This window comes from Paenibacillus sp. BSR1-1 (genome assembly GCF_030403775.1).
Taxonomy (GTDB): Bacteria; Bacillota; Bacilli; order Bacillales; family Cytobacillaceae; genus Neobacillus.
Window position 1 is genome coordinate 146,384 of sequence record NZ_JAQMWQ010000008.1, and the last position, 26,075, is coordinate 172,458.

Here is a 26,075-nt window from a genome sequence, read left to right on the forward strand (position 1 = left end):
TCACATTATTGTCATAAACATAGACCATCGTGATAAAATGGAATTATCTAACATATTGAGGTGTTCTATGGGGAATCGTGTAATCTATAAAAGTGATGCCGGAAGACGTATTATTCTTGGCTTCTATGAAAAATATTTAGAGAAACTACAGTGCGATTTCGAGAGAATTTATGTGGAAACTTCTTTTGGTGAAACCCATGTTTTAGTGACAGGACCTGCGGATGGGAAACCGATTTTTATTTTTCAAGGCGGAAATTGTATCAATCCGATGACATTATCATGGTTCAAGCCGTTACTGGAAAACTATCGAATTTATGCTCCTGATACAATCGGTCATCCAGGCTTGAGTGCTGAGACTCGAATTTCTGCCCAGGATGATTGCTTTGCCCGCTGGATTTCTGAATTAATGCGGCACTTCCAAATTGAAAAATCCGCTTTTGTCGGCCCTTCTTATGGTGCCGGCATTATCTTAAGGCTCGCTGCATTCATGCCGGAGAAAATTGCTTGCTCCGTATTAGTTTCTCCTGCGGGCATCCAGCTCGGTTCCAAGTTTGAGATGATCCGAAAAATTCTTGTGCCATTAATGCGGTTTAAGTTCAACGGATCTAAAGAGCATATGGATAAAATGGCGAATGCCCTATCAGATAACAGCATGAAAGAAATAGATAAAGAGATCATTGCAAGTATCTTTAAATACGTGAAGCTTGAACAGGATATGCCAAAACTGACAGAGAAAAGTGAATTAGAAGACTACAAAGCTCCAACCATGGTTATTGCGGGACGAAATGATGTATTTTTTCCGGAGGATAAAATTCGGAAAGCTGCCCAGGATATTTTTTCTAACCTAGCAAACTATGAAGCATTCAATAGCGGGCATTTTCCCTCTGAAGAGCATTTAGAGAAAATGAATCATAGAATAATAGAATTTCTTAGAAACCATTACTAGAGGTGCTGTATGAAAAAGGACAATAGACACTATGATTTGGATTGGATTCGCGTCTTGGCCACCCTTGCAGTTTTTCTTTATCATTGTTCCATGTTCTTCAATCCCTTTCCATGGCACGTGAAGAACAATCAGCTAGATTCAGGCGGGATATTAGCTTTTTCGCTTTTTGCTGGTTCCTGGCTTATGCCGATTTTTATTGCGGTATCAGGAATAAGTGTGATGTATACCCTCCAAAAACGAACCACTAAGGTTTACATCCGTGAGAGATTGGTACGTCTAGGAGTACCGCTTTTGTTTGGGGTAGTCTTCTTGACTCCTCCTCAGGTTTATATTGAACGGATAACCCATAATCAGTTTAATGGATCATTTGTTGATTTCCTTCCTCATTATTTTGACGGCTTGTACTTAAGTATTGGAGGAACTGGAAATTTCGCCTTCTTTGGTTTACACCTTTGGTATTTACTCGTTCTTTTGGTATTTTCCTTTCTCACTTTGCCTCTTTTTAAAACTATAGGCAGAAAAGACAAATTTGGCCCGATTCATTTTATCCTCTTACCCATTTTGTTGTTTTTAGTTGGGGTGATTAAAACCGTCAATTTAGGAGGCTGGGACCTTGTCTTTTATCTTGCCATTTTTATTTACGGCTATTATTTTTTATCAAATGAAGCATTTAAACCTGTCCTTCAAAAAACGATTAAGATTCATTTCAGCATTGCTATGATTACTTCCATTGTTTTCATTGTTTGGTTTATGAAAGCGATCCCGCAGCCAGGCACGATTAGTGATGTTATCTTTTATGCTGTTCATTCATTAAATTGCTGGAGCTGGCTGTTATGTATTTTTTTCTTGGCAGACAGGTATTTATCTTTTTCAAATCGTTTCTTAAAATATGGCAGTGAAGCATCGATGCCTTTTTATGTACTTCACCAGCCTGTCATCGTTCTATTTGGCTATCTTATTAATGATTTGTCCTGGCCAATGCACGTAAAACTTATTTTTCTTGTCTCTGCTTCGTTTATGGTGATTATGCTTTGTTATCAGTTTGTAATTAAGCGAATTCGTGTATTAAGATTCTTATTCGGAATGAAAGGTTCAGCAATTGTTAAGAAATCAGTGACGGTCACAACTACAGCGTCCCGATAAACTAGGAAAGGGTGCCCATTCAATAGGGCACCCTTTAATTAAGCCGGTTGTTTATTTTTATGCCAAAGTTGGATTCGCTTTATTTGAGAATTAAGGACCGGGACAAGTGTGCCAATTAAAGCAACCGGGACAAGTTCCCATATTACCAATGGCGGTGTAATCAAAATGCCGGATCTATTTATCGCAAACAAGACAAGAAAGTATGCTATGCTCCCTGTGAGGCCTGCAATCCAGTTGGTCTTTTTAAATATGAAAAAGCAAAGCGGAATTAATATAATCGTAATCGGGACATACGAAGTTGGGTAGCCGACGGCGAAAAAGATCGTTTTTCCCAGAAATCTTAGCAGGATGTATAGTGCCGCAGCCGCCATAGGAATAGAAAAATCGCGATATATCCTAATAATGATAATCGTTAAACCAGCCACCATTATCACAGAATAAATCGGATACACCCATTCCGGAATGCCGCCAAAAATTTGAGAGGCAGGATCTGAGATTAGTTCTAATATTTCTTTTGAGGCAATCGATTTTCCATGAATATACTGATCATAAGAAATCGCCCCATTTTCCTGCTGCATGTTCGGAAACATAAAACATTCAAGGAGAAACATCGCAAACCACGTGTGCATCGACTTCCAAGTCGGTTTCAAGTCCCGGCTAAAGATAAAATATCCCCGCCAAACACCGAAAATCATTATATCGGTGGCAATGTAATAAATAAAATGGGTCGGACTCCATGTTGTTAAATCAATGCCATAGGCAATATGATAAGTAAAATCTAAGGGAATCCCAATTAAGAATAACGCATAGCCAATGGTAATCAGGTTTCTAGAAAAGCGATCCATGTGCTGCATCTGCCGCCACTCTTGGAAAAGCAAAATAGCCCCCAGTGCAAAGCCTAATGTATTAACAATATGGGGTATGGAGTATTCTTCGAATAGATATTTAAAATGATAGGAGGCATCCCAAGCGGAACCAATGAATTTTAATAAAAAGGCAATTACCCACAAACGATAATATTTCAATTATACCTTCCTCCTTCTCTATCCGAGTAAATCAAAAATATCACCGTATATTGCGATAAGGACATAATTAATCGCTATGGCAATTCCAAACGTAATTCCTGCGATCCGCACCTTTTTTTGTGTAAATAACCTATACATAAAGACAATACCAGAGCTGACAACAAAAATATTGCATAATAAAAATGTCCAAAGTAAATTTTCACTATGAGCAACCGCTGTAACATGTAATAAATAGAACGGTATCAACAGGACTTTTCCTCCATTTAAAATCACTTCTTATTTATGACGAATTATTTCTATAAATTGTTTCAATATTATTGTGACTTCTTTATATTAACATTATTTTTTCTTAAGGCGACTTGTTTATTGTCAATAAATTCTTGCATTGGTGGAAATAGGGAATGTATATTTAGTAGAATGAGCTATTGTGAAAAGGAGAATGACCTTGCGATATTATATGATTGGTTTCTGTCTTTTAACTATGATTCTTTTATCGGCCTGTAATTCCTTAAAAGTACCTAAGTCCACCATGGACCATCAAATGAGTGCCACACCAACAGAAGTAGTCCCAACAAATTCTGAATGGAAAGTCTCAAGCCCTCCTAAAGCTAACGAAGATTTTCCCGTTTCAATATTGATCATGGACAAGGCCAATAAACCAATTCAATCTTTTGATACTGTTCATGAGAAAAAAATGCATTTATTTCTTGTTAGCAAGGATTTATCTTATTTTTCACATATTCATCCAGAATATAAAGGCAATGGGGAATTCTTTTTTAAAACGGCTTTTCCAGTTGGGGGAGATTACAAACTCATCTCCGAATTTACCCCTAAAGGCGGCGGTGACCCAAGTGTGGAAAGCCACTGGCTTCAGGTTGAAGGTGCACCAGCAAAGGAAGTTCCTCTTGTAGCTGATAAAAAGCTAACGAAATTGGTGGAAGATAAAAAAGTATCCCTTTCATTTGAAAATCTGACGGCCGGAAAAACTTCGCATATAACTTTTACCATTCGTGATGCCCAAAGCAATAAACCGATTAAAAATCTGGAGCCATTTTTAGGAGCAATGGGACATGCTGTTGCGATAAACAGGGATGCGGAAAAATACTTGCACATTCATCCGATGACAATCGAAGGGAATGGACCAAAGGTTACGTTTATGACGCTATTTCCTGAAAAGGGAATCTATAAAATCTGGGGACAATTTCAACAAAACGGGAAAGTATTCACGGTTCCGTTTGTGGTGAAGGTTCCTTAAGAGTATGAAGGACTAGTAAAAAACCTCTTCTCAAATCATGAGAAGAGGTTTCATATTTCTTAGTACATTTCAGAAGTAGTCTTAGCTTGCATGTGAAGCAATAAGTAGTCAGGGCCGCCTGCTTTTGAGTCAGTACCTGACATGTTGAAACCGCCGAATGGCTGGTAGCCAACGATTGCGCCTGTACATGAACGGTTGAAATACAGGTTACCAACATGGAAATCTTCACGAGCTTGCTCTAAGTGGGCACGGTTTTTCGTGATAACGGCACCTGTTAAGCCATACTCGGTGTTGTTGGCAATTTCAATTGCTTCAGTGAAATCCTTCGCTTTAGTAAACCCAACAACAGGGCCGAAGATTTCTTCCTGCATAATGCGGGCATCTGGAGCAAGGTCTGCAATAACAGTTGGCTTAATGAAGTAACCTTTAGAGTCATCCCCTTCGCCGCCAGCCATTAACTTACCTTCCTGCTTACCGATTTCAACATATTCCATAATCTTTTTGAACGCACTATTGTCGATAACTGGACCCATGAAAGAGCCCTGCTCAGTCGGATCGCCAACAGTTAATTGGTTCGTTAACTCAACAACGCGGTTTAAAACCGTATCGTAAACATCTTCAACGATAACTGCACGTGAACATGCAGAACACTTTTGTCCAGAGAAACCAAAAGCGCCAGCAACGATTGATTGTGCTGCAAGCTCTAAATCAGCTTCAGAATCAACAACAATCGTATCTTTACCGCCCATTTCAGCAATTAGACGCTTCATCCACACTTGACCAGGATTCACTTTTGAAGAACGATTAAAAATGCGAAGTCCTACATCACGTGAACCTGTGAAGCTGATGAAACGAGTGTCCTTATGGTCAACTAAGTAGTCGCCTACTTCAGCGCCGCTTCCTGGCACAAAGTTTAACACGCCTTTAGGAAGACCTGCCTCTTCCATAACTTCCACGAATTTAGCAGCCACAATTGGCGTTGTAGAAGCTGGTTTTAAAAGAACGGTATTACCAGAAACGATTGCCGCAACAGTTGTTCCAGCCATAATCGCTAATGGGAAGTTCCAAGGAGAAATGATGATTCCAACTCCTAATGGAATATAGTCATAGCGGTTAAATTCATTTGGTCGGCTATTTACCGGTACGCCATTTTTCAATGCAAGCATTTGGCGGCCATAATATTCAAGGAAATCGATTGCTTCTGCAGTATCTGCATCCGCTTCTCTCCACGGCTTTCCTGCTTCTTTAGTTAAAAGTGCAGAGAATTCGTTTTTGCGGCGGCGAATGATTGTTGCTGCTTTAAAAAGCACATCCGCGCGAACTTCTGCCTTTGTTTTTTTCCAAGTTTTAAATGCTTCTACAGCTGCCTGCATTGCTTTTTCAGCAAGCTCTTGGTTCGCTTTTGAAACGCGGCCAATCACTTCTTCTTTATTAGCAGGATTGTAGGAAACAATTTTATCTTCTGTTGTAATCTTCTCTCCGCCGATCACAAGAGGATAATCCTGACCTAAATAACCCTCTACTGTTTTTAACGCATTAAGATAGGCCTGACGGTTTTCTTCTGTTGTAAAATCTGTGAATGGTTCGTGTTTGTAAGGTTGTACCATTGTTCTAAACCCCTCCTATGTATAAAACGTTTACACCCAATGTTCATTCTACATGATTCATTTGCCAGTATCAAATGATAAAAATCATAAAAAAAGACCGGCACAAATAGCCGGACTTTACTGGTAAATATAAACAAATGGCTCATTTTCGTTTGCCTTGCGGACAATTAAGGCTTCAGGCCCGTCGACCGACGTAATACTTACAGAAACAGAGATATATTTAGGGAAGTGCTCCATAACCAACCCTGTCAGATACTGGGTAAAACCAATTCCTTCCGTTTTTCCATAAAATTGAATCGGAATAGTAATATTTAATTCCTGGAGTTGATCTCCAACGTAAAACGCTTTGCCAATGACACCATTAAAATTAGGAAAATATTCTTCAACATCCTGCTTAAAGTTTAAGAAGGCAATCACATCATCACGGTGATCTTCCTGGGCATCTGTTGAAGGGAATAAATAATATTTTTCATTTCCTTTTTCCCAATCATTTAATGTCTGGCTGCCTTTATCAACGGTTGAGTAAGCAATATATCTGCCAGGGATAACAGAAGATTTACTCTGCTGCATAAATAAACCAATCGTAATCGGTACATCGGCTAAATTTTTCATCGCCCGCATCCGCTTAACGACTTCCTCAGCCATCTTCTTGCCTTCCCTTTCCATTTCAGCATAATCAATTTTTTTCTCATAAACAGGACCGTCTTTTACGGTTTGATAGTAGTAAATGGAATTGAGGGCAAGTCCAATCGAAACACCGCCAAGAGACACATTTCCCTTATCGTCTTTCGTTAAATAATCATGTTCTAAAATATGAGCCAAATAAACCGGTGATGTTGGTTCAGCACCAGCAACAGCTGTATCTACAGGGTTTAACCCAATATTTTCTGAGGCTTTAAGGCTTTCAGCCTTTAATTGTGGATCCGTAAATTTACGGTTTAGCCAAAGCCGTATCGTCTTTCCTTTAATTTCCTGACCTTCACGAAAATAATACTTATCTGTGCTGAAACTATTTTGGGCGATTCGCATTAGTCCCGTCTCAAATTCGTTCAAGTCATAGCGAGTATTAATATTATTCACGACCAACCCGCGCGCTTCCCCAGGTTCAAATGGCAGGATGGTCCTGTAATAATTGTCTGAAATATTATATTTAGGAATAATCGCCTTTCCTTTCACTTTCTCCTTTGATTGAACTGCTTCATTTTGCTTCTGAAAATTCGGTGCACAGGCACTCAGCAAAAAAACAAAGGAGAGAGCGAGCAATGAGAGCTTTCTCACGTCGATAACACCTCTTACTACTTATTTAATTCTACTAAAAGCTTCTCCTCATCCCATACTTCAATTCCCAGTTCTTGCGCCTTGGCTAACTTTGAGCCGGCATCCTCACCCGCGATGACGAGATGGGTTTTCTTACTGACACTGCCCGCCACATTGCCGCCGAGCGCTTCAATTTTTTCCTTAGCTTCATTTCGTGATAATTGCTCAAGCTTTCCGGTTAAAACAACCGTTTTTCCAGCAAAAATAGAATCCGATTCTTCAGCAGATACAGGTTTTGCTCCTTTGTATTCCATATTGACGCCAGCAGCGATTAATTCTTGGATAAGCTCACAAGCCTCGTCTTGTTCAAAAAAGGCTACAATCGAATCAGCCATTTTATCACCGATTTCGTTAATGGCGATTAATTCATCCTTCGCAGCAGATGAAAGTTTATCCATAGTGCCAAAGCTTATTGCTAACGTCTTGGCTGCCTTCGCTCCTACATGACGGATTCCCAAGCCAAAAAGCAGCTTTTCGAGGGAATTGCTTTTCGATGCCTCAATAGCCTTCAATAAATTTGAAACAGACTTTTCACCCATTCGCTCAAGTGCTAATAGCTGGTCGCGGGTAAGCTTATAAATATCAGCCACATCACTGATTAACTTTTCAGCAAAAAGCTGGCTGATCACCTTTTCGCCGAGCCCGTCAATATTCATCGCATCTCTTGAGACAAAATGGATCAAGCCTTCGCGAATTTGGGCTGGACATTTCGGGTTAATGCATCTAAGAGCCACTTCCCCTTCAAGCCGGACGAGGTCGCTTTCACATTCCGGGCAATGGGTAGGCATGTGGAAATCCCTTTCATTGCCAGTCCTTTGGTCAGCCAATACATTGACCACCTCTGGAATGATATCGCCTGCTTTTTTCACGACAACTTTATCGCCAATTTTAATATCTTTTTCACGGATTAAATCTTCATTATGCAAGGAAGCACGCTGAACGGTTGTTCCTGCTACTTTAACCGGCTCTAGAATGGCTGTTGGGGTAACGACACCTGTTCTTCCAACACTTAACTCGATATCCAAAAGCGTTGTAATCACTTCCTCAGCCGGAAACTTATAGGCAATTGCCCAACGCGGGCTTTTAGCCGTTGTTCCGAGTACAGCTTGCTGCTCCAATGAATCGACTTTTATGACGATACCGTCGATTTCATATGGAAGACCCGGCCGCTTTTCTACCCAGCTATTGACGAAATCAACGACATCATCAATCAGCAAGCACTTTCTTCTTTCTTTATTCGTTTTAAATCCAAGATGGTCTAAGTAATCAAGACCTTCACTATGCGAAATAACGCCGCTTTCTCCGGTATTGCCAATGCCGTATAAAAAGACGTCCAGTTTTCTCGAAGCAGCAATCTTCGGATCCAGCTGTCTTAGTGATCCGGCAGCGGCATTACGAGGATTAGCAAACAGCTCCTCGCCACGCTCTTCACGAACCTGATTTAGGGCTTCAAAGGAACGCTTTGGCATGTAGGCTTCACCGCGTACCTCTAGTGAAACATTTTCCCGCAAACGGAGTGGAATCGATTTGATGGTTTTCAGATTCGAGGTAATATCTTCGCCAATTGTTCCATCCCCGCGGGTTGCCCCTTGAACAAACAGTCCATTTTCATATCTCAAAGAAACAGCAAGTCCGTCAATCTTTAGTTCACAAACATAGGAAAAATCATCGCCGACTGCCTGGCGGATTCGGCGGTCAAAATCTCTTAAGTCCTGCTCATTAAAAGCATTCCCAAGGCTTAGCATCGGCGTCCGGTGCTCGACTTTTTCAAATACATCAAGCACAGCTCCGCCCACCCGCACCGTAGGTGAATCTTGTGTTTTAAGCTCCGGAAACTTTTCCTCAAGTTCTAGTAATTCCTGCATCAGCCGATCATATTTCGCATCTGTGACGGTCGGCGCATCCAAAACATAATATTCATAACCATATTGATTTAATAGGGTTCTAAGTTCATTTATTTTTTGTTCAGCGATTTGAAGGTCCATATACCCAGCCCTTTCATTAACATTTGAATCTTACGCTTTTTTAATTGGTGCGAATTTGGCGAGCAAGCGCTTGATGCCCACTGGACTTGGGAAGGCGATATCAAGCTCCGTCCCTTCGCCTTGGCCTTTTACACTTACGACCGTCCCAATCCCCCATTTACCATGCTCGGCTTTATCACCGACCTTCCAGCCAAGTTCATCACTGCCGGAAGAGGCTGAAACTGGGCGCATGACGGGTTTCCGTGGTGCTGATGGGGTGCCAAATGTGCTTCCCCGGCCACCAAATGAAGAGCCTGATGATCCGAATGACCTTGAGCTGCCAAAAGGAGAAGCCTGACGTTTTTCTGGTTCGACACCCTCTAAAAGGTCCTCCGGAATTTCGCTGATAAATCTAGATGCTGGGTTCATATTGGTTCGTCCGAACAGGGTTCTCATTTGGGCATTGGTTAAGAACAAGCTTTGCTCTGCACGGGTAATACCCACATAGGCAAGGCGGCGTTCCTCTTCCATTTCTGCTTCTTCCATAAGCGAGCGGCTGTGAGGAAATACCCCTTCCTCCATGCCAATCAAGAAGACAACCGGAAATTCCAAGCCCTTAGCTGAGTGCAGTGTCATTAGCGTAATCGAATCCGCTTTTTCTCCATCTTCATCCAATGAATCAATGTCGGCTACCAAGGCTAAATCTGTTAAAAAGGCAATCAGACTCTTATCTTCGTTTGTATCTTCAAAGTTTTTGGTTACAGATAATAATTCCTCAAGGTTTTCTAAGCGGCTTTGTGCTTCCAATGATTTTTCCGCTTTGAGCATTTCCTTGTAACCAGTCTTATCAAGAACCTCTTCAACAAGCTCTGTAACGGATAAGAACTCCTGCATATTTGTATAATTGCGAATTAAGTCGCGGAATTCAATTGCGGCTTTCGTAATCTTAGGACTTACACCAATCAATTCAATCGAATCGAGTGCTTGATAGATGGAGATATCATGCATCGCTGCAAAATTAGCAATCTTATCAAACGAGGTTGAGCCAATTCCCCTTTTCGGTACATTGATAATCCGCTGCAGGCTGATATCATCATCCGGATTGGAAATCAAACGCAAATATGCCAGCATGTCTTTAATTTCTTTTCTGTCATAGAATTTTGTACCGCCCACAATCGAATATCCAATATTCGATTTGAGCAGCACTTCCTCCATAACACGGGACTGGGCGTTTGTACGATAAAGAATGGCAATGTCTGTTAGTTTAATTTTGTCATCACGGGTTAGTTCCTTTATTTTTCCTGCAACGAATTGAGCCTCAGATTGTTCACTATCAGCACGGTAATAAACAATTTTGTTACCTTCCGGGTTTTCAGTCCAAAGATTTTTCGCTTTTCGGTTCAGGTTATTTTCAATAACCTTGTTAGCCGCCAAGAGAATTCTTTTGGTCGAGCGGTAGTTTTGCTCAAGCAGGATGACGGAAGCGTTCGGGTAATCTTTTTCAAAGGAAAGGATATTGGCAATATCCGCCCCGCGCCAGCGGTAAATGGACTGATCAGAGTCCCCGACGACACATAGGTTTTTGAAGCGCATCGCGAGCATTTTTACGAGCATATATTGGGCTCTATTGGTATCCTGATACTCATCGACATGGATGTATTGGAACTTTCGCTGATAATATTCAAGCACCTCTGGAATCCTTTGAAATAACTGAATCGTTGTCATAATCAGGTCATCAAAATCAAGTGCCTGATTTTTGCGCAGCCGCTTTTGGTATTCTGTGTAGACCTCACTTACGGTTTGTTCAAAGAATCCGCCCGCCGTTTTCGCAAATTCCTCTGGGTCAATCAGCTCATTTTTTGCAGAACTAATCGCGCCTAATAGCGCCCTCGGGTCAAACTTCTTCGGGTCAAGATTTTTTTCTTTAAGAATCCCTTTAATGACTGATTGCTGATCAGTTGTGTCAAGAATTGTAAAATTGCGGTTAAAGCCCATCCGGTCGATATCCCTGCGTAAAATACGTACGCACATCGAGTGAAAGGTCGAAATCCAGATTTCTTCCGCTGCTCCGCCCATCATTTTCCCAATTCTTTCTTTCATTTCGCGTGCAGCTTTGTTAGTAAAGGTAATTGCTAAAATGTTATATGGGTTTACTCGTTTTTCTACTATTAGGTACGCAATGCGATGCGTTAATACTCTCGTTTTTCCACTGCCTGCCCCTGCCATTAATAAAAGCGGTCCATCCGTTGCTTTTACGGCACTTTGCTGCTCTGGATTCAGGCCATTCAAAAGCTTATCCGTTAAATATTGCATGATTCCACCACCATAACAAACATTTGTTCTTATTTTTATTTTATCGTTCCTTGCATTCAAGTGCAAATTTCTATCGAGTACTTTTAACCGTTTCTAAGGCTTTTTCAAAGTTATCATAAAGAGCGTTGCCAATGACAATCACATCGGCATGCTTGGCCATTTCTTCCGCCTGTTCCTTTGTAGAAATGCCGCCCCCATAAAAAAGAGTTGTTTTTTCAAGAACCTTTTTCACGTCTGCTACGAGATCCACATTTCCATATTTGCCGCTGTATTCAAGATAAAAAATCGGCAGCTGAAACATTTTTTCTGCCATCATCGCATAGGCCTTTACATCTTCGTTGGTTACGCTGGAATTAGACGCGGTTAGTTGGGCCGCTTTGCAGTCTTCATTCAAAATGCAATAGCCCTCCATGACGATTTCTTCCCAGTCCATGATTTCGCCAAATTCCTTTACAGCCTGATGATGAAGCCCTGTAATCCACTTCGTATCGCTGCTATTTAAGATTGTTGGGATAAAATACAGATCAAAACCCGGTGTTACAGTTTCAATGCTGGAAACTTCCAAGACGCACGGAACGGTATACCTTCTGATTCTTGCCATTAAATCAAGGACATTTTCAAGGGTCACTCCATCTGTTCCGCCGACCATCACGGCATCGGTGCCTGATTCACATATTTTTTCTAACTGGTCGTCTGAAATTTCTTTATTTGGATCGAGTTTAAACACGTGGCGCCACTCGCGAAAATCATACATTAAAGGATTCCTCCATTACATAAGTCCATTTCACCATTATAGCATTAGAGGAATCGTTTAAAAAATAAAACCATGTAAGAAATAAAATCCAAATAGAAAAGCGGAAGCGCCTTCGGAACAAGCAGAGCTTGTTCCTGCGATGATTATTCTAAGTAGCATCTTTAGTGCCCAGGGAAAAAAGCAGTTCATTTTTTCCTAGGGGCGACAAACATAAGACGAGCCGGCGGGAAGGTTGCTTTTTAACCTTCTCGACGGATTGGCTGTAGACCTGCGAGCCCCTATGCGCTGAAGCTGGACAAAAAGAAAAACCGAAGGAGTCCCTTCGGTTTGTTTATACTTCTTCCACTTTGCTGTTTTCTTCTTTAATCCGTTCCAAAACCATTTCATACGTATCATTGCCAAAATTCAAGCAGCGTTTTACCCGTGAAATCGTAGCGGTACTTGCGCCCGTTTCGGTTTCAATTTTGTGGTACGTATTTCCTTCACGGAGCATTCTAGCTACATCTAACCGCTGGGCAAGAGACTGAATTTCATTGATCGTGCACAAATCATCAAAGAAACGGTAGCATTCTTCTAAATCCTTTAATGAAAGCACTGCTTTAAATAATTGATCGAGTTCTTTTCCCCTTAATTTATTTATTTGCATATACTTAACCCCTTTTAATTAATTTACATTAAATGAAACACTTTTTTGTAGTCCAGGGTTGGTTGGAACAACATTGACCCACGTTTTTCCCGGTACTAAACGAATCTCTTCCCCATCCTTCATAGGAACAATTAAACCGTTCTTATTCTTCCATTCTACCTCAGTTACTTTCCCCTTTTGAAGCAAATAACCTTTTCCGCCAGATTTCAGATCAATATCCCGGCGTCCATACGAATCAATTACTTGATGAACGGCTTCAATGATAAAAATATTATCGAGAAGAACAGGTTCTTTCGTGTCTAAATCAACAGTTTGCTCTCCGCCTGAGAAACGCTTATATTTGCCTAGTGTACTGTCATACTCGTAGGTTGAATCAGAAATCGCACTTTTGGAGTAGGTAATCATGACGGACTTGGCATCATTTCCTGTAATATTTTTGCTTTCTTCCTCTGTATAGAATTTAAAAGCAGGTGGACTTTTTTCCATAGAGTAATGTTTTTGTTCGGCGCCCTTTAAAATATTGTCATAGGTAATATAAGAGTTATGAGGTGCTTTCCGCGTGCTTGATCGTTTAAATAGGGTCCCATCATAGACCATTCCGTTCAAATTATCGATATAATTTCCCTCAAGCATTTCCTTTGCTTCCTCACTCCAGCCGTGGGCAATATAGAGTGCGTTTAGTCCTTTAGCCAGTTCGATATAATAATCCCTTGCACTCCGGACAGGACCGATATTCGTCGGCTTTTCACTTTGAAAAACGGCAAGGAAGCGGGTGATATCCCCCTCTGCCAGCACTTCATAGACCACATCAGCTTTGTTCAACCCTGACTGCGGTCTTGCTTTTGGATGATTATTAACCATTACCGCTACAGCTCGACCATCGACAGCTGCTTTAGACCTGATACCAGTCAGCGGGAAAAAATAAGGGTCCTCTTGCTTCTGTCCCTCTTTTTCCACCACTTTGTCAACCACTTCGTGCTTTTTTTCCGGCTCCTTAACCTTTTCCTTGTTACTGCAGCCAGAGAACAGTAAAAGGACAGCTGCCATGGCAACAGCCCATTTTTTCATCTATGCAACACCCCGAATTCCATTCTTGATGTTAGATACTTTCACACTTTAACCCTTTACCTAATTACAGTTTAGCGCATTATCGAAGGAAATAGAACTGTTTTATTCATGACATCATACATTCCTTGCTGTGTAACACGAATGTATGGTAAATGAGTAGACGAAAAGAACAATAAACTATACATCGGATCGGAAAAAGAATAACCTCTGGCCGCCAGCTCTTCAAATAATCTTTTTTCCTGAATTATTAATTCTTCTACCGAGGCTTCAGACATGATTCCGCTTAACGGCAGCGGCAGCTCGCAGACAATCTCGGCGTTCTCCATCACTACTATCCCGCCGCCCTGCTCTTTCATTCTATTAAAAGCATGAATCATATCTTGTTTATTTTTTCCTATTAAAATAATATCTCCTGTATTCGAAAACGAGCTTGCTAAAGCAGAAAGCTTGGTTGCAAAGCCTTTTAAGATAGTATTAATCCGCCATTTTCCTTGCCGGTCAATTAAAGTAAAGAAACATTCATCATGATTGGCTGGCAGTTCATCACTGGAAACATCAATCGCGATCGAATAAGGTTTTGTGATAACGGAATTCTCCATTTTCACTCCAAAAGGCATCGAGTATTGCAAATCATCCATCGTTAATTCCCAATCCAGTTCCATTGGCTTTAATCCATATGGAGCCCAATTGATGGAAGGATAAGCGTCTTCTACCTTCACACCATCTCGTTTTACCCATTTCCCTTTAGCAAGAACGGAAACAGGTGTTGGATTTTCAATACCTGATAAAAAGTTAATATTGGCAACACGGCCAGTAGCAATATTACCATGTAAATGATCAATATTGTAGTATCTGGCGATATTTACAGTTGCCATATTATAGGCATCAATTACGGGAACTCCCTTTTCAATCGCAATCCGAATCATTTGATCGTTGAGTCCTTGTTCGTAAAAACTCGATGAAGAACCATCCGTATTAAATATCAATCTATCATATGCCTCGATGCCTAATCGTTTCATGTCATCCAATATTTGCGGCAGATCTGGGCGAAGAGAGGAATACCTGAGCGATACCATATATCCCTGCATCAGACGGCTGTAAACCTCCTCACCTGTCATCGCTTCATGGTCACAATCAGCGCCTAAAAGCATCATTTTTGCTAATGTTTTTTCAGAAGCACCGGGAAAATGCCCTTCGATTTGCTTGCGCATCCGTTTTGCTTCTTGAATCCAATGCAGCATCATGTCATCGCCATCAAGCAGCTTCGGCCACCCGGTCAGCTCTCCGCCCTGAAGGACAGCATCATGCTCAAGCCAGGATTTAATATTACTGTGTGAAAAAATTTCTTCTTCATGCAAAACTTCGGTTTGCGAATCAAAACGGCACCACCAAAACATCGTTGTTGGAATCGAACGAAGGTCCTTCAGTAATGAAAACGCTTCCCTTTTTTTCATATTTAATATCAAGGCCATATTGTCATTAATTAACGTCGTAGTCCCAAACTGTGATGCATAGGCAGCAAATGTATGGGGATTATATAAATTAAATGGGTGAGCATGTGGTTCAATGTATCCTGGTACAAGTATTTTGTCCGTACAATCAATGATTTCACAGTTTTTCACATTTTCCGGCAGATTCTCGCCAACATATACAATCCGATCTTCGTAAATCCAAATATTAGCACGCATCCATTTGCGAAACGTCTGATTTAAAAACAAAGCATTTTTCAATAATATGGTGGGCGACGTTTTCCCATCCAAAACGGACACATGCATGCGTAAGTGTTTATTTTTCCAGCGGTAGCGTTGTTCCAGCATACAAAATCCCTCCCTTTTAAAAAAACTATCTATATAATAAAATCTTGATTTATCAGTAAAGAAAGCCCTTACAAAATTTCTTTAGATACTATACTATCATACTTTACAATTTAAAGCAGTAAAGAAATGATAAATATTGTAAAAATGTTGTGAAGGAGTGAACAAAATGAATATCAGACCAAATATTGGCATATTAAACGCATTAATCCGGATTACGATGGGCCTAACCATTCTTGCTTGGAGTACCTCTAAATTGGTGAAGCACCCGTGGCGGGATTCCTATTTGTTTGTGGCATTATGCGGAGCGATGAAGGTTGCTGAAGGAATTGTCCGTTATTGTCCGATAACAGCGCTATGTGAGAAATGCCAGGGAATGATTGAGGAACACAATCGTTCGACGGATTCTATGGATGGGATGGAAGGTATAGAGGTTCCATATAATCCAACCTGAAATCAAAAGGGGCTGACCGCGAATGGGTCAGCCCTTTAATTGTAGGGATGTACAACTCAAAAAACTTGCTCAATAGCCTTTGAGCCGATATCTTTTCGATAAAATACACCGTCACAATTTAATTTTTCAAGTTCAGCATAAACCTTTTTCTGCGCTTCTACTAAATTTTCAGCCTTTGCTCCTACTAAAAGAACCCTGCCTCCAGCTGTAGTGAAGTCCCCTGCATCGTTTTTCCGCGTTCCCGCATGGAAGGTGAAGACATTTTTATCAAATTCACCTAATCCATGTAGCACGGCACCCTTTTGATATTCTTCAGGATACCCCTTCGAAGCGACCACCACACCGACCATGGACTGGGAGTCCCATTCAAGGACTGGAACACCGCCATCTAGAAGTTCTAGGATTACAGCCACTAAATCCGACGACAATCTCGGTAAAATCACCTGTGTCTCCGGATCTCCGAAGCGCGCGTTAAATTCTATCACCTTTGGACCCTCAGCAGTTGCGATTAATCCTGCATACAAAATCCCGCAAAAGCTTCTGCCTTCCTTAACCATCGCTTTGGCTGCAGGGCGAAGAACTGTTTCTACTGCGGTTTGAACCATATCCGTGCTAATCTGTGGAACAGGTGAGTAAGCGCCCATGCCGCCAGTATTCGGACCCTGGTCGCCATCAAAAGCCCGCTTATGGTCCTGGGCAATCTCAAGCGGAATGACCACTTCTCCGTTCACAAGGGCCATTAACGAAAACTCTTCCCCGCTTAAAAATTCTTCAATGACCACTCTTGAGGATGCGGCCCCAAATTTCGCCCCAACCAGCATGTCCTCCAAGCTTGCTAAAGCTTCCTCTTTGCTCATTGCCACCGTTACACCTTTACCGGCCGCTAAGCCGTCGGCTTTAATGACAATCGGTGCTCCTTTTTCCTCAACATACTGACGCGCATCCTCAATAGAGGTAAAAACTGCGTAATCAGCTGTAGGAATCTGGTATTTCTTCATTAATTCCTTCGCAAACGATTTGCTTCCTTCAATTTCGGCAGCGGCTTGACGAGGTCCAAACACCTTTAAGCCTGCTGCTTCAAACTTATCCGCTAAACCTTCCAACAGCGGAACTTCAGGGCCGATAATCGTTAGGCCCACGTTCTCTTCCTTCGCAAATTGAAGGAGCTGCTCGCTGTTCGTTTCGTCTATTGCAACAAGCTCCGCCGCATCAACCATGCCGTCATTACCAGGAGCTGCATACACTTTTTCTACAAGCGGGCTTTCACTTACTTTACGACAAATGGCATGCTCTCTTCCGCCGCGGCCAATGATTAGAACCTTCACCATGTCTCCCCCTTAATGTTTAAAATGTCTTACTCCTGTAAATACCATTGCAATTCCGTATTCGTCTGCTTTTTTGATGGAATCAGCGTCGCGAATAGATCCGCCAGGCTGAATAATAGCGGTAATTCCTGCTTTCGCAGCTGCTTCCACAGTATCATCCATTGGGAAAAACGCATCGGAGGCAAGTGCGGCACCTTCGGCTTTAGCGCCTGCCTGTTTCAGCGCAATCTCTGCTGAGCCCACACGGTTCATTTGACCGGCACCAATTCCAAGTGTCATGTCTTCACTTGAAACAACGATGGCATTTGATTTCACATGTTTTACTACCTTCCAGCCAAGCTTCAATGCTGACCATTCCGCTTGTGTCGGCTGTCTTTTAGTTGGGATCGAAATTTCGGCATTCTCTAGTGTGAAGCGATCCTGCTCTTGGACAAGTAATCCGCCTTCGATCGTTGTCATCTTCATTTCTGCCTTTGGTGCTTGCTCGAACGGAATCGTTAATAATCGTAAATTCTTTTTTGCTGTTAAAATTTCTAAGGCTTCTTTAGTGAATGAAGGAGCAATGATAATTTCTAAGAAAATCTCATGAAGTTTCCCAGCTGTCTGTCCATCAACTTCACGATTAAATGCAATGATTCCTCCGAAAATCGATACCGGGTCCGCTGCGAACGCTTTTTCAAACGCCTCAAAACCCGTCTTCCCTGTTCCAACACCGCACGGATTCATGTGCTTAACTGCAACGGCTGCAGGATTTGTAAATTCTTTAACAATTTGCAGTGCAGCATCGGCATCATTGATATTATTATAAGAAAGCTCTTTGCCATGAATCTGTTCCGCATTTGCAATCGAGAAAGTGGAGCCTAATGGCTTTTTATAAAAAGCAGCTTGTTGATGCGGATTTTCTCCGTACCTTAATGTCTGCTTCAATTCATATGTAACCGTCAATTTTTCAGGAGTTTCTTCCTGAGCAAGATCGGTCATATATTCTGCGATTAAAGCATCATAGGCAGCTGTATGGCGGAATACTTTTGCCGCAAGCTTTCTCCTGGTTTCAAGCTTCGTTGAACCATCTGCTTTTAATTCAGTCAGAACCTTTTCATAATCAGCAGGATCTACAACTACAGTGACATATTGATGATTTTTAGCAGAAGCGCGGAGCATCGTCGGTCCGCCGATATCAATATTCTCAATCGCATCAGCCACCGTTACATCCGGCTTTTCAATCGTTTGCTGGAATGGATAGAGATTCACGCAAACAAGCTGGATTGGCGTAATGCCATGCTCATCAAGCTGTTTTTGATGGTCCTTCTCATCATGCTTTGCAAGCAAACCGCCATGAATATACGGATTTAATGTTTTAACACGGCCTTCTAAGATTTCTGGAAACCCGGTTACATCACTGACACCGAATACGGGAATCCCCTGCTCCTGAAGCATTTTCTTTGTCCCGCCGGTTGAGATGATTTCAAAGCCTAAACGATCTAATTCTCTAGCAAATTCGCTAACTCCACTTTTGTCAGATACACTAATTAGCGCGCGCTTTTTCTGCATATAGAACCTCTCCTTGTGTAATAAGCATTTGTAGAATCGATGGATATAGCTTATGCTCAATCGCCTGAATCTTCGTGGTTAAACTTTCTCTTGTCTCGTTTTCCTCAATTCGCACTCGTTCCCTGACAATGATCGGGCCTGTATCCATGCCAGCATCGACAAAATGAATGGTTACGCCGCTCCATTTTGCTTTCGCTGCTAACGCCTGGCCTATCGCATCTTTACCTGGAAAGTCTGGAAGAAGGGAAGGGTGAATGTTCACGATTCGCCCCTCATACTCTTTTAATAAGGTCGGTCCAATCAGACGCATATACCCGGCAAGCACAATCAAATCCACTTTATTTTCCTTCAGCAGTACAGATATGTCTTTTTCATAGTTTTCCTTGCCAGGATAGTCTTTTGGATTAAAAACAAAACAAGGTATCCCGGATGCTTTTGCTCTTTCGAGGACGTAAGCACCTGGCTTATCACAAATCAAAAGGGCCAGGTTTGCTGTAAGCACACCGGATTGAACAGCCTCAACGATCGTTTGAAAATTGCTTCCGCTTCCTGATGCAAACACGGCGATTTTCTTCATCGACGGCCACCTAAACCTTTAATGTTTATTCCTTCTTGATCGGTCACGACGCCGATTTCATAAGCTGTTTCACCACATTGACGGAAATATTCCACAAGTTCCGCCGCATTGTCTTGATCCACCGCAACGACCATGCCAATTCCCATGTTAAAAATATTATACATCTCTTTATAATCGATTTGTCCAACCTCAGAAATCAATTTGAAGATATTCGGGATCTGCCAGTGTTTTTCATCCAACTCCGCACCTAGGCCGGCAGGCAGCATTCTTGGAATGTTCTCGATAAATCCGCCACCCGTAATATGGGCCATCCCTTTTAGGTTAAACTTTTCAAGCGCAGACAAAATCGGCTTTACATAAATTTTCGTTGGTTTTAATAATTCTTCCCCTAATGTGCACCCGAGTTCGTCAACGAATTCAATTAAGGACCAATTGTTGAACACTTTTCTGACAAGTGAATAGCCATTGCTGTGGATCCCGCTGGAAGCGAGCCCGATCAGTACATCGCCAGGCTTGATCGCTTCGCCGTTGATTAACTTCGACTTTTCACATGCACCGACTGTAAATCCAGCCAGGTCATATTCGTCCTCACGATAAAGCCCCGGCATTTCCGCCGTTTCCCCGCCGATCAGTGCACAGCCAGCCTGCTCACAGCCGTCCGCGATTCCTTTTACTATGGCCTCGATTTTTTCAGGAACAGCTTTTCCGCAAGCGATATAATCGAGGAAGTATAATGGTTCTGCACCTTGCACGACAATATCATTCACACACATGGCCACCGCATCGATACCAATCGTATCGTGCTGATCCATCATAAAAGCAATCTTCAGTTTCGTGCCGACTCCATCTGTGCCTGACACCAGTACTGGTTCTTTCAAATTTAGCGCAGAAAGATCAAACATACCGCCAAAACCGCCGAGACTGCCCAGTACACCGTTTCTTGCTGTTCTTTGAACATGCTTTTTCATCCGATCAACGGCTTCATAGCCTGCTTCGATATTTACTCCCGCTTGTGTATATGCATTTGCCAAAAGTCGTCAGCCCCTTTGATAATAGTACTGAAGTGTATCAGGATATATTTCTGTCGGATAATTTCCAGTAAAGCATCCAAGACAAAAACCACCGTTACCGTCCTGCCCAAGCGCTTTAACCATACCATCTAAGCTTAAAAAGGTTAATGAATCGGCCCCAATCAGTTCCCTGATATCCTCAACCGATTTATCGGAAGCAATTAATTCTTCCCTTGTTGCCGTATCTATGCCATAAAAACAAGGGTTTTTAATTGGAGGCGAGCTGATTACCACATGTACCTCAGTCGCTCCTGCTTCTTTAAGTAGTGTGACAATTCTCCGGCTCGTCGTACCGCGTACAATCGAGTCATCCACCATGACAACACGTTTTCCTTCCACGACACCACGGACAGCAGAAAGCTTCATTTTAACACCCTGTTCACGCAAGGCTTGTGAAGGCTGGATAAACGTCCTGCCAACATATTTATTTTTAATTAAGCCCATTTCATAAGGAATGCCGGCTGCTTCAGCATATCCGATGGCTGCTGAAATACTGGAATCAGGAACGCCTGTAACAACATCAGCATCAATCGGCGCTTCTACCGCCAGTCTTTTCCCCATGTTTTTACGGGCTGTATGAACATTGATCCCCTGGATATTACTATCCGGTCTTGAAAAATAAACATATTCCATCATGCAAATGGCTTTAGTTGAGCTGACTGCAAATCGTTCGGAAGTCAGCCCCTTCTCATTAATGATCAGTAACTCTCCAGGCATGATATCACGGATGTATTCAGCTCCGACTACATCGAAGGCACAGGTTTCTGAAGCCACAACATAAGCATCGCCGAGGCACCCTAGTGAAAGCGGTCTTAGTCCATGAGGATCAAGTGCCACCATTAACTCGGTTTCTGTCATAATTAAATAGGCATACGCACCTTTCAACATTGAAAGGGCATTTTTCACGCGGTCATTCATATGGGCAAAGCCGCTTCTTCTGATTAAATGTGCCAATACCTCTGTATCCGAGCTTGTTTGAAAAATACTTCCTTGAGTCTCAAGCTGATGTTTTAAAGAATTCGCATTAACAAGGTTGCCATTGTGTGCAAGCGCCAGGCTGCCGCTTTGTGAATGGAACAGGAGGGGCTGGACGTTTTCGTAACCGCCGCCCCCTGCTGTCGCATAACGAACATGGCCAATGGCTGCTGTGCCAGTTAATTCTTTCATCGCATCTGATGTAAAAATCTCCGTTACAAGCCCTTCGCCCTTAACCCCTTTTAAGGTTTTGCCATCAGAGACAACAATACCCGTCCCTTCCTGGCCGCGGTGCTGAAGGCTGTGAAGCCCATAATAAGTAAGTTGGGCGGCATCCGGATGACCCCAAACACCAAAGACACCACACTCTTCGTTTAATCCCTTGATTTCAGCAAGCATGGGATCGCTCCTTTCCAGGCAGCTTTTAATTCTTCTACTGTACTCTCAAGTACTGTTTCGCTATCCGAATTGACTTTGACTGTTCCTGAAAGATTTACTTCGCCAATCAATTGAGCTTCAACTAAACTTTCAAACTCCACTTGATGTTCTTTTTTCACTGATAATAAAAAGCGTGATTGTGTTTCACTGAATAGGGCAGAAACTGGATTGCCGGCAATTTTCACTTCCGCACCAAGTCCCTTTCCGTTAAATAAGGATTCAGTTAATGCTACTGCTAGACCGCCTTCTGATAGGTCATGGGCAGACTGAACCACCCCAGCACGAATCGCAGCCAGAACTTGATTTTGTCTTTCTTTTTCTAAGGTTGTATTTAATGCTGGTGCTTTGCCAAAAACTTTGCCGTGAACTAGCTTTTGTAATTCGCTGCCACCGAATTCTTCTTTTGTTTCCCCTAGAAGGTAAATAAGGTCGCCAGTATTTTTAAAGTGCTGCGTCGTAATATGGTCTAAATCCGTAACAAGTCCTACCATCCCAATTACTGGTGTTGGGTAAATCGCAGTCCCGCTTGTTTCATTATAGAGGGATACGTTTCCGCCAATGACAGGTGTTCCAAGGACGCGGCAGGCTTCACTGATTCCATCGGCTGCCTTTTCGATCTGCCAAAATACTTCCGGTTTTTCCGGACTGCCAAAGTTAAGGTTGTCAGTAATCGCTAATGGTTCTGCACCAGAGCAGACAATATTCCTTGCTGCTTCGGCTACGGCAATTTTCCCGCCGGTTTCCGGGTCTAAGTACACATAACGGGAATTGCAATCGGTTGTCATTGCTAAGGCCTTGCGGGTGCCGCGAATTCTGACTACAGAAGCATCTGACCCTGGCGCTACAACTGTATTGGTACGAACCATGTGATCATATTGCTCATATACCCATTCTTTGCTGGCAACGGTAGGCTGGCTAAGGATCTTTAATAAAGTTTCTTTCAAATCCGCAACTTGCGGAATTTCATTCTCCATCGCTTGAAACTCTTGGAAATAAGCCGGCTCCTGTGATGGCTTTTGATAAACCGGAGCATCTTCCGCCAAGGCATCTACCGGTACATCGGCAACGATTTCACCTTGATGGATTAAGCGCAGCTTTTTATCCCCTGTAACCTTACCGATGGCAACTGCTTCTAAATCATATTTATCGAAAAGGTCCTTAATCTCTTGTTCTCTTCCTTTTTTAACAACAATCAGCATCCGTTCCTGTGATTCAGACAGCATCATTTCATAGGCTGTCATTCCCGTTTCACGCTGCGGAACCAGGTCAAGATTCATTTCGATTCCCATTCCGGCCTTGCTCGCCATTTCCGCTGAAGAGCTGGTAAGACCGGCTGCTCCCATATCCTGAATGCCGACAAGGGCATCAAAATGAATTAACTCAAGGCAGGCTTCTAAAAGCAGCTTTTCCATAAACGGATCGCCGACCTGAACCGCCGGACGATCTTCATTTGAGTTTTCTGTTAATTCTTCAGAAGCAAAGGTTGCACCGTGAATACCATCACGGCCCGTTTTGGCGCCAACATACATGACTGTATTACCTTCTCCGTGCGCCTGGCCTTTTTTAATATCCTTATGATCGATGAGACCCACACACATCGCATTGACAAGCGGGTTCCCTTCATAGCACGGGTCAAATTGGATTTCGCCGCCAACAGTTGGAATTCCGATACAGTTTCCATAACCGGCAATTCCAGCGACAACCTCTTTAAATAGGTAGCGGACCCGTGCTGTATCAAGTTCACCGAAACGAAGTGAGTTTAATAGAGCAATAGGTCGGGCACCCATTGAAAATACATCGCGGATGATGCCGCCAACACCAGTAGCTGCGCCCTGATACGGCTCAATAGCGGATGGATGGTTGTGGCTTTCAATTTTGAATACGACCGCCTGGCTGTCGCCAATGTCAACAATTCCCGCACCCTCTCCAGGGCCTTGAAGGACTTTCTCCCCTGTTACCGGAAACTTTCTAAGGACAGGCTTGGAGTTTTTGTAGCTGCAGTGCTCGGACCACATGACCGAAAACAAGCCTGTTTCCGTATAATTTGGCGTCCGGCCAAGGATGTTTTCAATCATTGTAAATTCCTCATCGGACAAACCCATTTGCTGATATAATTTCTCTGCTTTTACTTGTTCTGGATTTGGCTCAAGCTTTAACAACATTTGCTTCCCTCCATGACTTTACAATTGATTGAAATAACTTTAATCCGTCTGCTCCGCCCAAAAGTTCATCTACAGCCCTTTCAGGGTGCGGCATCATGCCAAGAACGTTTCCTTTTTCGTTGGTGATTCCCGCTATATCTTCTAAACTACCGTTTGGATTTTGCTTATAAGTAAAGACGATTTGGTTATTCGTCTTTAAGTTTGCCAGTGTTTCTTCATCACAGTAATAATTTCCTTCGCCATGGGCAACAGGGATCGTGATCGTCTGCCCTTCTTCATATGCGGAAGTAAAAATCGATTGATTGGTTTCTACCTTTAATTCCACTGGTTTACAAATAAACGAAAGGCTTTCGTTGCGGCGCATAGCCCCTGGAAGCAAGCCTGCTTCCAGCAGAATTTGAAAACCGTTGCACACGCCGAGAACAGGCTTGCCTGCTTCAGCCGCTTTGACTACTTCCTTCATGACCTTGCTGAAGCGGGCTATTGCGCCCGTGCGGAGGTAGTCTCCATAGGAAAAGCCGCCAGGAAGAAGAATTCCGTCAAATCCTTCTAAGCTCTCAGTATCATGCCACACATATTCGACCTCTTCACCAAGCTCATCTTTGATGGCATGGTACATGTCGACATCACAATTGGATCCCGGAAAGACGATGACCGCAAACTTCACTGTGCGACACACTCCTCTACTTCATATCGGTAATCCTCGATAACCGGATTGGCTAGTAAACTTGTGCAAATTTCATTGATTACCGCATGAATATCACGTTCTGATTTTTCTAAAGTCAATTCCATATATTTTCCGATGCGGACGTCTTTTACTTCGTTATAGTTTAAGGAATTTAAGGAATGTGTAACTGCTTTCCCTTGCGGATCTAAGACACTTTCTCTTAATGTGACAAACACCTTTACTTTATACATGCTGACGTCCTCCAAGTCTTGTTAAGATATTTTCATAGGCTTCTGTTAAACTTCCTAAATCGCGGCGGAATACATCCTTATCGAGCTTTTCATTTGTCTCTTGATCCCACAATCTGCAAGTGTCAGGAGAAATTTCATCAGCTAGCAGGATTTGGCCCTCACTGTCTTTCCCAAACTCAAGTTTGAAATCAATAAGGCGAATCCCTAGTTCTTTAAAAAAGCTTGATAAAACTGTATTAATTTGAAGTGCTTTTTCTTTTAATACTTTGAGTTCATCTGTTGTTGCTGCTTTTAGTTCAAGAATGTGATCAACTGTTACGAGCGGGTCGCCAAGCTCGTCATTTTTGAGATAGAACTCTACAAGTGTTGCATTTAGCTGCTGACCCTCTTCGATTCCTAATCTTTTGGATAAGCTTCCTGCAGCCACATTGCGAACGACCACTTCGAGCGGGATGATGGTGACTCTTTTCACCAGCTGCTCGGTTTCAGAAGTCTTTTGGATAAAATGTGAGTCGATTCCATGTTCTTTAAGCTTTAAAAATAGCAAACTCGTAATCTCGTTATTTAAACGGCCTTTGCCATTGATGTCTGCCTTCTTTTGCCCGTTAAAAGCTGTAGCGGAGTTCTTGTATTCGACTAAAACAACTTGTTCATCGTTGGTTGCGTAAATTCGTTTTGCTTTGCCCTCGTATAGTAGTTCACTCATTATGGATCACTCCTTGTGTTCGCAATATTGGGAAACTTCAATATAAA

At 42.4% G+C, this 26,075-nt stretch carries 23 protein-coding genes; 4 read left to right on the forward strand and 19 right to left on the reverse strand.

Translation table 11 applies throughout. The features are described from left to right. Positions 1 to 67: 67 nt before the first annotated feature. Together PH210_RS14390 and PH210_RS14395 are read left to right on the forward strand one after the other, a co-directional pair. Positions 68 to 946, forward strand: coding sequence for an alpha/beta fold hydrolase (locus PH210_RS14390; RefSeq protein WP_289986392.1), 879 nt, complete (start codon positions 68 to 70; stop codon positions 944 to 946). A 9-nt stretch (positions 947 to 955) separates the two neighbouring features. Further along, positions 956 to 2,089: an acyltransferase family protein gene (locus PH210_RS14395; RefSeq protein ID WP_289986394.1), complete on the forward strand. Its 1,134-nt coding sequence runs from the start codon at positions 956 to 958 to the stop codon at positions 2,087 to 2,089. 38 nt (positions 2,090 to 2,127) lie between these two features. Here the strand turns inward: PH210_RS14395 and PH210_RS14400 are convergent, their stop codons facing one another. Both PH210_RS14400 and PH210_RS14405 read right to left on the reverse strand, forming a co-directional pair. After that, positions 2,128 to 3,114, reverse strand: a complete 987-nt coding sequence (locus tag PH210_RS14400) for a hypothetical protein (protein WP_289986396.1) — start codon at positions 3,112 to 3,114, stop codon at positions 2,128 to 2,130. Between the two features lie 18 nt (positions 3,115 to 3,132). Next, positions 3,133 to 3,360 carry a hypothetical protein gene (locus PH210_RS14405; protein WP_289986399.1) on the reverse strand — a complete coding sequence of 76 codons (228 nt, stop codon included), beginning with the start codon at positions 3,358 to 3,360 and terminating at the stop codon, positions 3,133 to 3,135. Between the two features lie 199 nt (positions 3,361 to 3,559). On the opposite strand from PH210_RS14405, the gene PH210_RS14410 reads away from it, so the two are divergent. Further along, on the forward strand, positions 3,560 to 4,369 hold the full coding sequence (locus tag PH210_RS14410) for a DUF8832 domain-containing protein (protein WP_289986401.1): 810 nt from the start codon (positions 3,560 to 3,562) through the stop codon (positions 4,367 to 4,369). A 59-nt stretch (positions 4,370 to 4,428) separates the two neighbouring features. Here the strand turns inward: PH210_RS14410 and pruA are convergent, their stop codons facing one another. From pruA to PH210_RS14450, 8 genes are all read right to left on the reverse strand, one after another. Further along, positions 4,429 to 5,976 (reverse strand): L-glutamate gamma-semialdehyde dehydrogenase, encoded by a 1,548-nt coding sequence (gene pruA / locus PH210_RS14415; RefSeq protein WP_289986402.1) that lies wholly within the window; start codon positions 5,974 to 5,976, stop codon positions 4,429 to 4,431. Between the two features lie 117 nt (positions 5,977 to 6,093). Next, positions 6,094 to 7,254 carry a CamS family sex pheromone protein gene (locus tag PH210_RS14420; RefSeq protein WP_289986403.1) on the reverse strand — a complete coding sequence of 387 codons (1,161 nt, stop codon included), beginning with the start codon at positions 7,252 to 7,254 and terminating at the stop codon, positions 6,094 to 6,096. Positions 7,255 to 7,271: 17 nt separating this feature from the next. Continuing rightward, a complete protein-coding gene (gene ligA, locus PH210_RS14425) occupies positions 7,272 to 9,278 on the reverse strand; it encodes an NAD-dependent DNA ligase LigA (RefSeq protein WP_289986405.1) in 2,007 nt (668 codons plus the stop codon). A gap of 30 nt (positions 9,279 to 9,308) precedes the next feature. Beyond that, the gene (gene pcrA, locus PH210_RS14430; RefSeq protein ID WP_289986406.1) at positions 9,309 to 11,570 is read right to left on the reverse strand and encodes a DNA helicase PcrA; all 2,262 of its coding nucleotides are present in this window, start codon (positions 11,568 to 11,570) and stop codon (positions 9,309 to 9,311) included. Between the two features lie 70 nt (positions 11,571 to 11,640). After that, complete coding sequence (pcrB, locus tag PH210_RS14435; protein ID WP_289986407.1) at positions 11,641 to 12,324, reverse strand: heptaprenylglyceryl phosphate synthase; 684 nt, start codon at positions 12,322 to 12,324, stop codon at positions 11,641 to 11,643. Between the two features lie 331 nt (positions 12,325 to 12,655). Next, entirely contained in the window at positions 12,656 to 12,970 is a 315-nt protein-coding gene (locus PH210_RS14440; RefSeq protein ID WP_289986409.1) for a YerC/YecD family TrpR-related protein, read from the reverse strand. Positions 12,971 to 12,988: 18 nt separating this feature from the next. Further along, on the reverse strand, positions 12,989 to 14,038 hold the full coding sequence (locus tag PH210_RS14445) for a DUF3048 domain-containing protein (protein ID WP_289986410.1): 1,050 nt from the start codon (positions 14,036 to 14,038) through the stop codon (positions 12,989 to 12,991). 71 nt (positions 14,039 to 14,109) lie between these two features. Further along, the gene (locus PH210_RS14450; protein ID WP_289986413.1) at positions 14,110 to 15,855 is read right to left on the reverse strand and encodes an adenine deaminase C-terminal domain-containing protein; all 1,746 of its coding nucleotides are present in this window, start codon (positions 15,853 to 15,855) and stop codon (positions 14,110 to 14,112) included. 166 nt (positions 15,856 to 16,021) lie between these two features. Here PH210_RS14450 and PH210_RS14455 point away from each other — a divergent pair, with 166 nt between their 5' ends. Next, positions 16,022 to 16,306 carry a YgaP family membrane protein gene (locus PH210_RS14455; RefSeq protein ID WP_289986415.1) on the forward strand — a complete coding sequence of 95 codons (285 nt, stop codon included), beginning with the start codon at positions 16,022 to 16,024 and terminating at the stop codon, positions 16,304 to 16,306. Between the two features lie 56 nt (positions 16,307 to 16,362). On the opposite strand, the gene purD is transcribed toward PH210_RS14455, so the two are convergent. The 9 genes from purD to purC are packed head-to-tail and all read right to left on the reverse strand — an operon-like array spanning position 16,363 to position 26,028. Next, positions 16,363 to 17,631, reverse strand: a complete 1,269-nt coding sequence (purD, locus tag PH210_RS14460; RefSeq protein ID WP_289986416.1) for a phosphoribosylamine--glycine ligase — start codon at positions 17,629 to 17,631, stop codon at positions 16,363 to 16,365. A 12-nt stretch (positions 17,632 to 17,643) separates the two neighbouring features. After that, positions 17,644 to 19,182, reverse strand: a complete 1,539-nt coding sequence (gene purH, locus PH210_RS14465) for a bifunctional phosphoribosylaminoimidazolecarboxamide formyltransferase/IMP cyclohydrolase (protein ID WP_289986417.1) — start codon at positions 19,180 to 19,182, stop codon at positions 17,644 to 17,646. Then, a complete protein-coding gene (purN, locus tag PH210_RS14470) occupies positions 19,157 to 19,759 on the reverse strand; it encodes a phosphoribosylglycinamide formyltransferase (protein ID WP_289986418.1) in 603 nt (200 codons plus the stop codon). The genes purH and purN overlap by 26 nt, the downstream gene beginning before the upstream one ends. After that, positions 19,756 to 20,790, reverse strand: a complete 1,035-nt coding sequence (purM, locus tag PH210_RS14475; protein WP_289986419.1) for a phosphoribosylformylglycinamidine cyclo-ligase — start codon at positions 20,788 to 20,790, stop codon at positions 19,756 to 19,758. Before purM ends, purN begins: the two co-directional genes overlap by 4 nt. A gap of 6 nt (positions 20,791 to 20,796) precedes the next feature. Then, entirely contained in the window at positions 20,797 to 22,203 is a 1,407-nt protein-coding gene (purF, locus tag PH210_RS14480; protein ID WP_289986421.1) for an amidophosphoribosyltransferase, read from the reverse strand. Then, positions 22,179 to 24,404 carry a phosphoribosylformylglycinamidine synthase subunit PurL gene (gene purL, locus PH210_RS14485; RefSeq protein WP_289986422.1) on the reverse strand — a complete coding sequence of 742 codons (2,226 nt, stop codon included), beginning with the start codon at positions 24,402 to 24,404 and terminating at the stop codon, positions 22,179 to 22,181. The genes purF and purL overlap by 25 nt, the downstream gene beginning before the upstream one ends. Continuing rightward, positions 24,388 to 25,071 (reverse strand): phosphoribosylformylglycinamidine synthase subunit PurQ, encoded by a 684-nt coding sequence (gene purQ / locus PH210_RS14490; RefSeq protein ID WP_289986424.1) that lies wholly within the window; start codon positions 25,069 to 25,071, stop codon positions 24,388 to 24,390. The genes purL and purQ overlap by 17 nt, the downstream gene beginning before the upstream one ends. Further along, positions 25,068 to 25,322: a phosphoribosylformylglycinamidine synthase subunit PurS gene (gene purS, locus PH210_RS14495; RefSeq protein ID WP_289986425.1), complete on the reverse strand. Its 255-nt coding sequence runs from the start codon at positions 25,320 to 25,322 to the stop codon at positions 25,068 to 25,070. The genes purQ and purS overlap by 4 nt, the downstream gene beginning before the upstream one ends. Then, complete coding sequence (gene purC / locus PH210_RS14500) at positions 25,315 to 26,028, reverse strand: phosphoribosylaminoimidazolesuccinocarboxamide synthase (protein WP_289986426.1); 714 nt, start codon at positions 26,026 to 26,028, stop codon at positions 25,315 to 25,317. Before purC ends, purS begins: the two co-directional genes overlap by 8 nt. Between the last annotated feature and the right edge of the window lie 47 nt (positions 26,029 to 26,075).

Excerpts from the sequence above, each read along its gene's own strand:
- PH210_RS14390 (WP_289986392.1), top strand. The coding sequence starts at position 68 with ATGGGGAATCGTGTAATCTATAAAAGTGATGCCGGAAGACGTATTATT.
- PH210_RS14395 (WP_289986394.1), top strand. The coding sequence starts at position 956 with ATGAAAAAGGACAATAGACACTATGATTTGGATTGGATTCGCGTCTTG.
- pruA (WP_289986402.1), bottom strand. The coding sequence starts at position 5,976 with ATGGTACAACCTTACAAACACGAACCATTCACAGATTTTACAACAGAA.
- ligA (WP_289986405.1), bottom strand. The coding sequence starts at position 9,278 with ATGGACCTTCAAATCGCTGAACAAAAAATAAATGAACTTAGAACCCTA.
- pcrA (WP_289986406.1), bottom strand. The coding sequence starts at position 11,570 with ATGCAATATTTAACGGATAAGCTTTTGAATGGCCTGAATCCAGAGCAG.
- pcrB (WP_289986407.1), bottom strand. The coding sequence starts at position 12,324 with ATGTATGATTTTCGCGAGTGGCGCCACGTGTTTAAACTCGATCCAAAT.
- PH210_RS14440 (WP_289986409.1), bottom strand. The coding sequence starts at position 12,970 with ATGCAAATAAATAAATTAAGGGGAAAAGAACTCGATCAATTATTTAAA.
- PH210_RS14445 (WP_289986410.1), bottom strand. The coding sequence starts at position 14,038 with ATGAAAAAATGGGCTGTTGCCATGGCAGCTGTCCTTTTACTGTTCTCT.
- PH210_RS14450 (WP_289986413.1), bottom strand. The coding sequence starts at position 15,855 with ATGCTGGAACAACGCTACCGCTGGAAAAATAAACACTTACGCATGCAT.
- PH210_RS14455 (WP_289986415.1), top strand. The coding sequence starts at position 16,022 with ATGAATATCAGACCAAATATTGGCATATTAAACGCATTAATCCGGATT.
- purH (WP_289986417.1), bottom strand. The coding sequence starts at position 19,182 with ATGCAGAAAAAGCGCGCGCTAATTAGTGTATCTGACAAAAGTGGAGTT.
- purN (WP_289986418.1), bottom strand. The coding sequence starts at position 19,759 with ATGAAGAAAATCGCCGTGTTTGCATCAGGAAGCGGAAGCAATTTTCAA.
- purF (WP_289986421.1), bottom strand. The coding sequence starts at position 22,203 with ATGCTTGCTGAAATCAAGGGATTAAACGAAGAGTGTGGTGTCTTTGGT.
- purL (WP_289986422.1), bottom strand. The coding sequence starts at position 24,404 with ATGTTGTTAAAGCTTGAGCCAAATCCAGAACAAGTAAAAGCAGAGAAA.
- purS (WP_289986425.1), bottom strand. The coding sequence starts at position 25,322 with ATGTATAAAGTAAAGGTGTTTGTCACATTAAGAGAAAGTGTCTTAGAT.
- purC (WP_289986426.1), bottom strand. The coding sequence starts at position 26,028 with ATGAGTGAACTACTATACGAGGGCAAAGCAAAACGAATTTACGCAACC.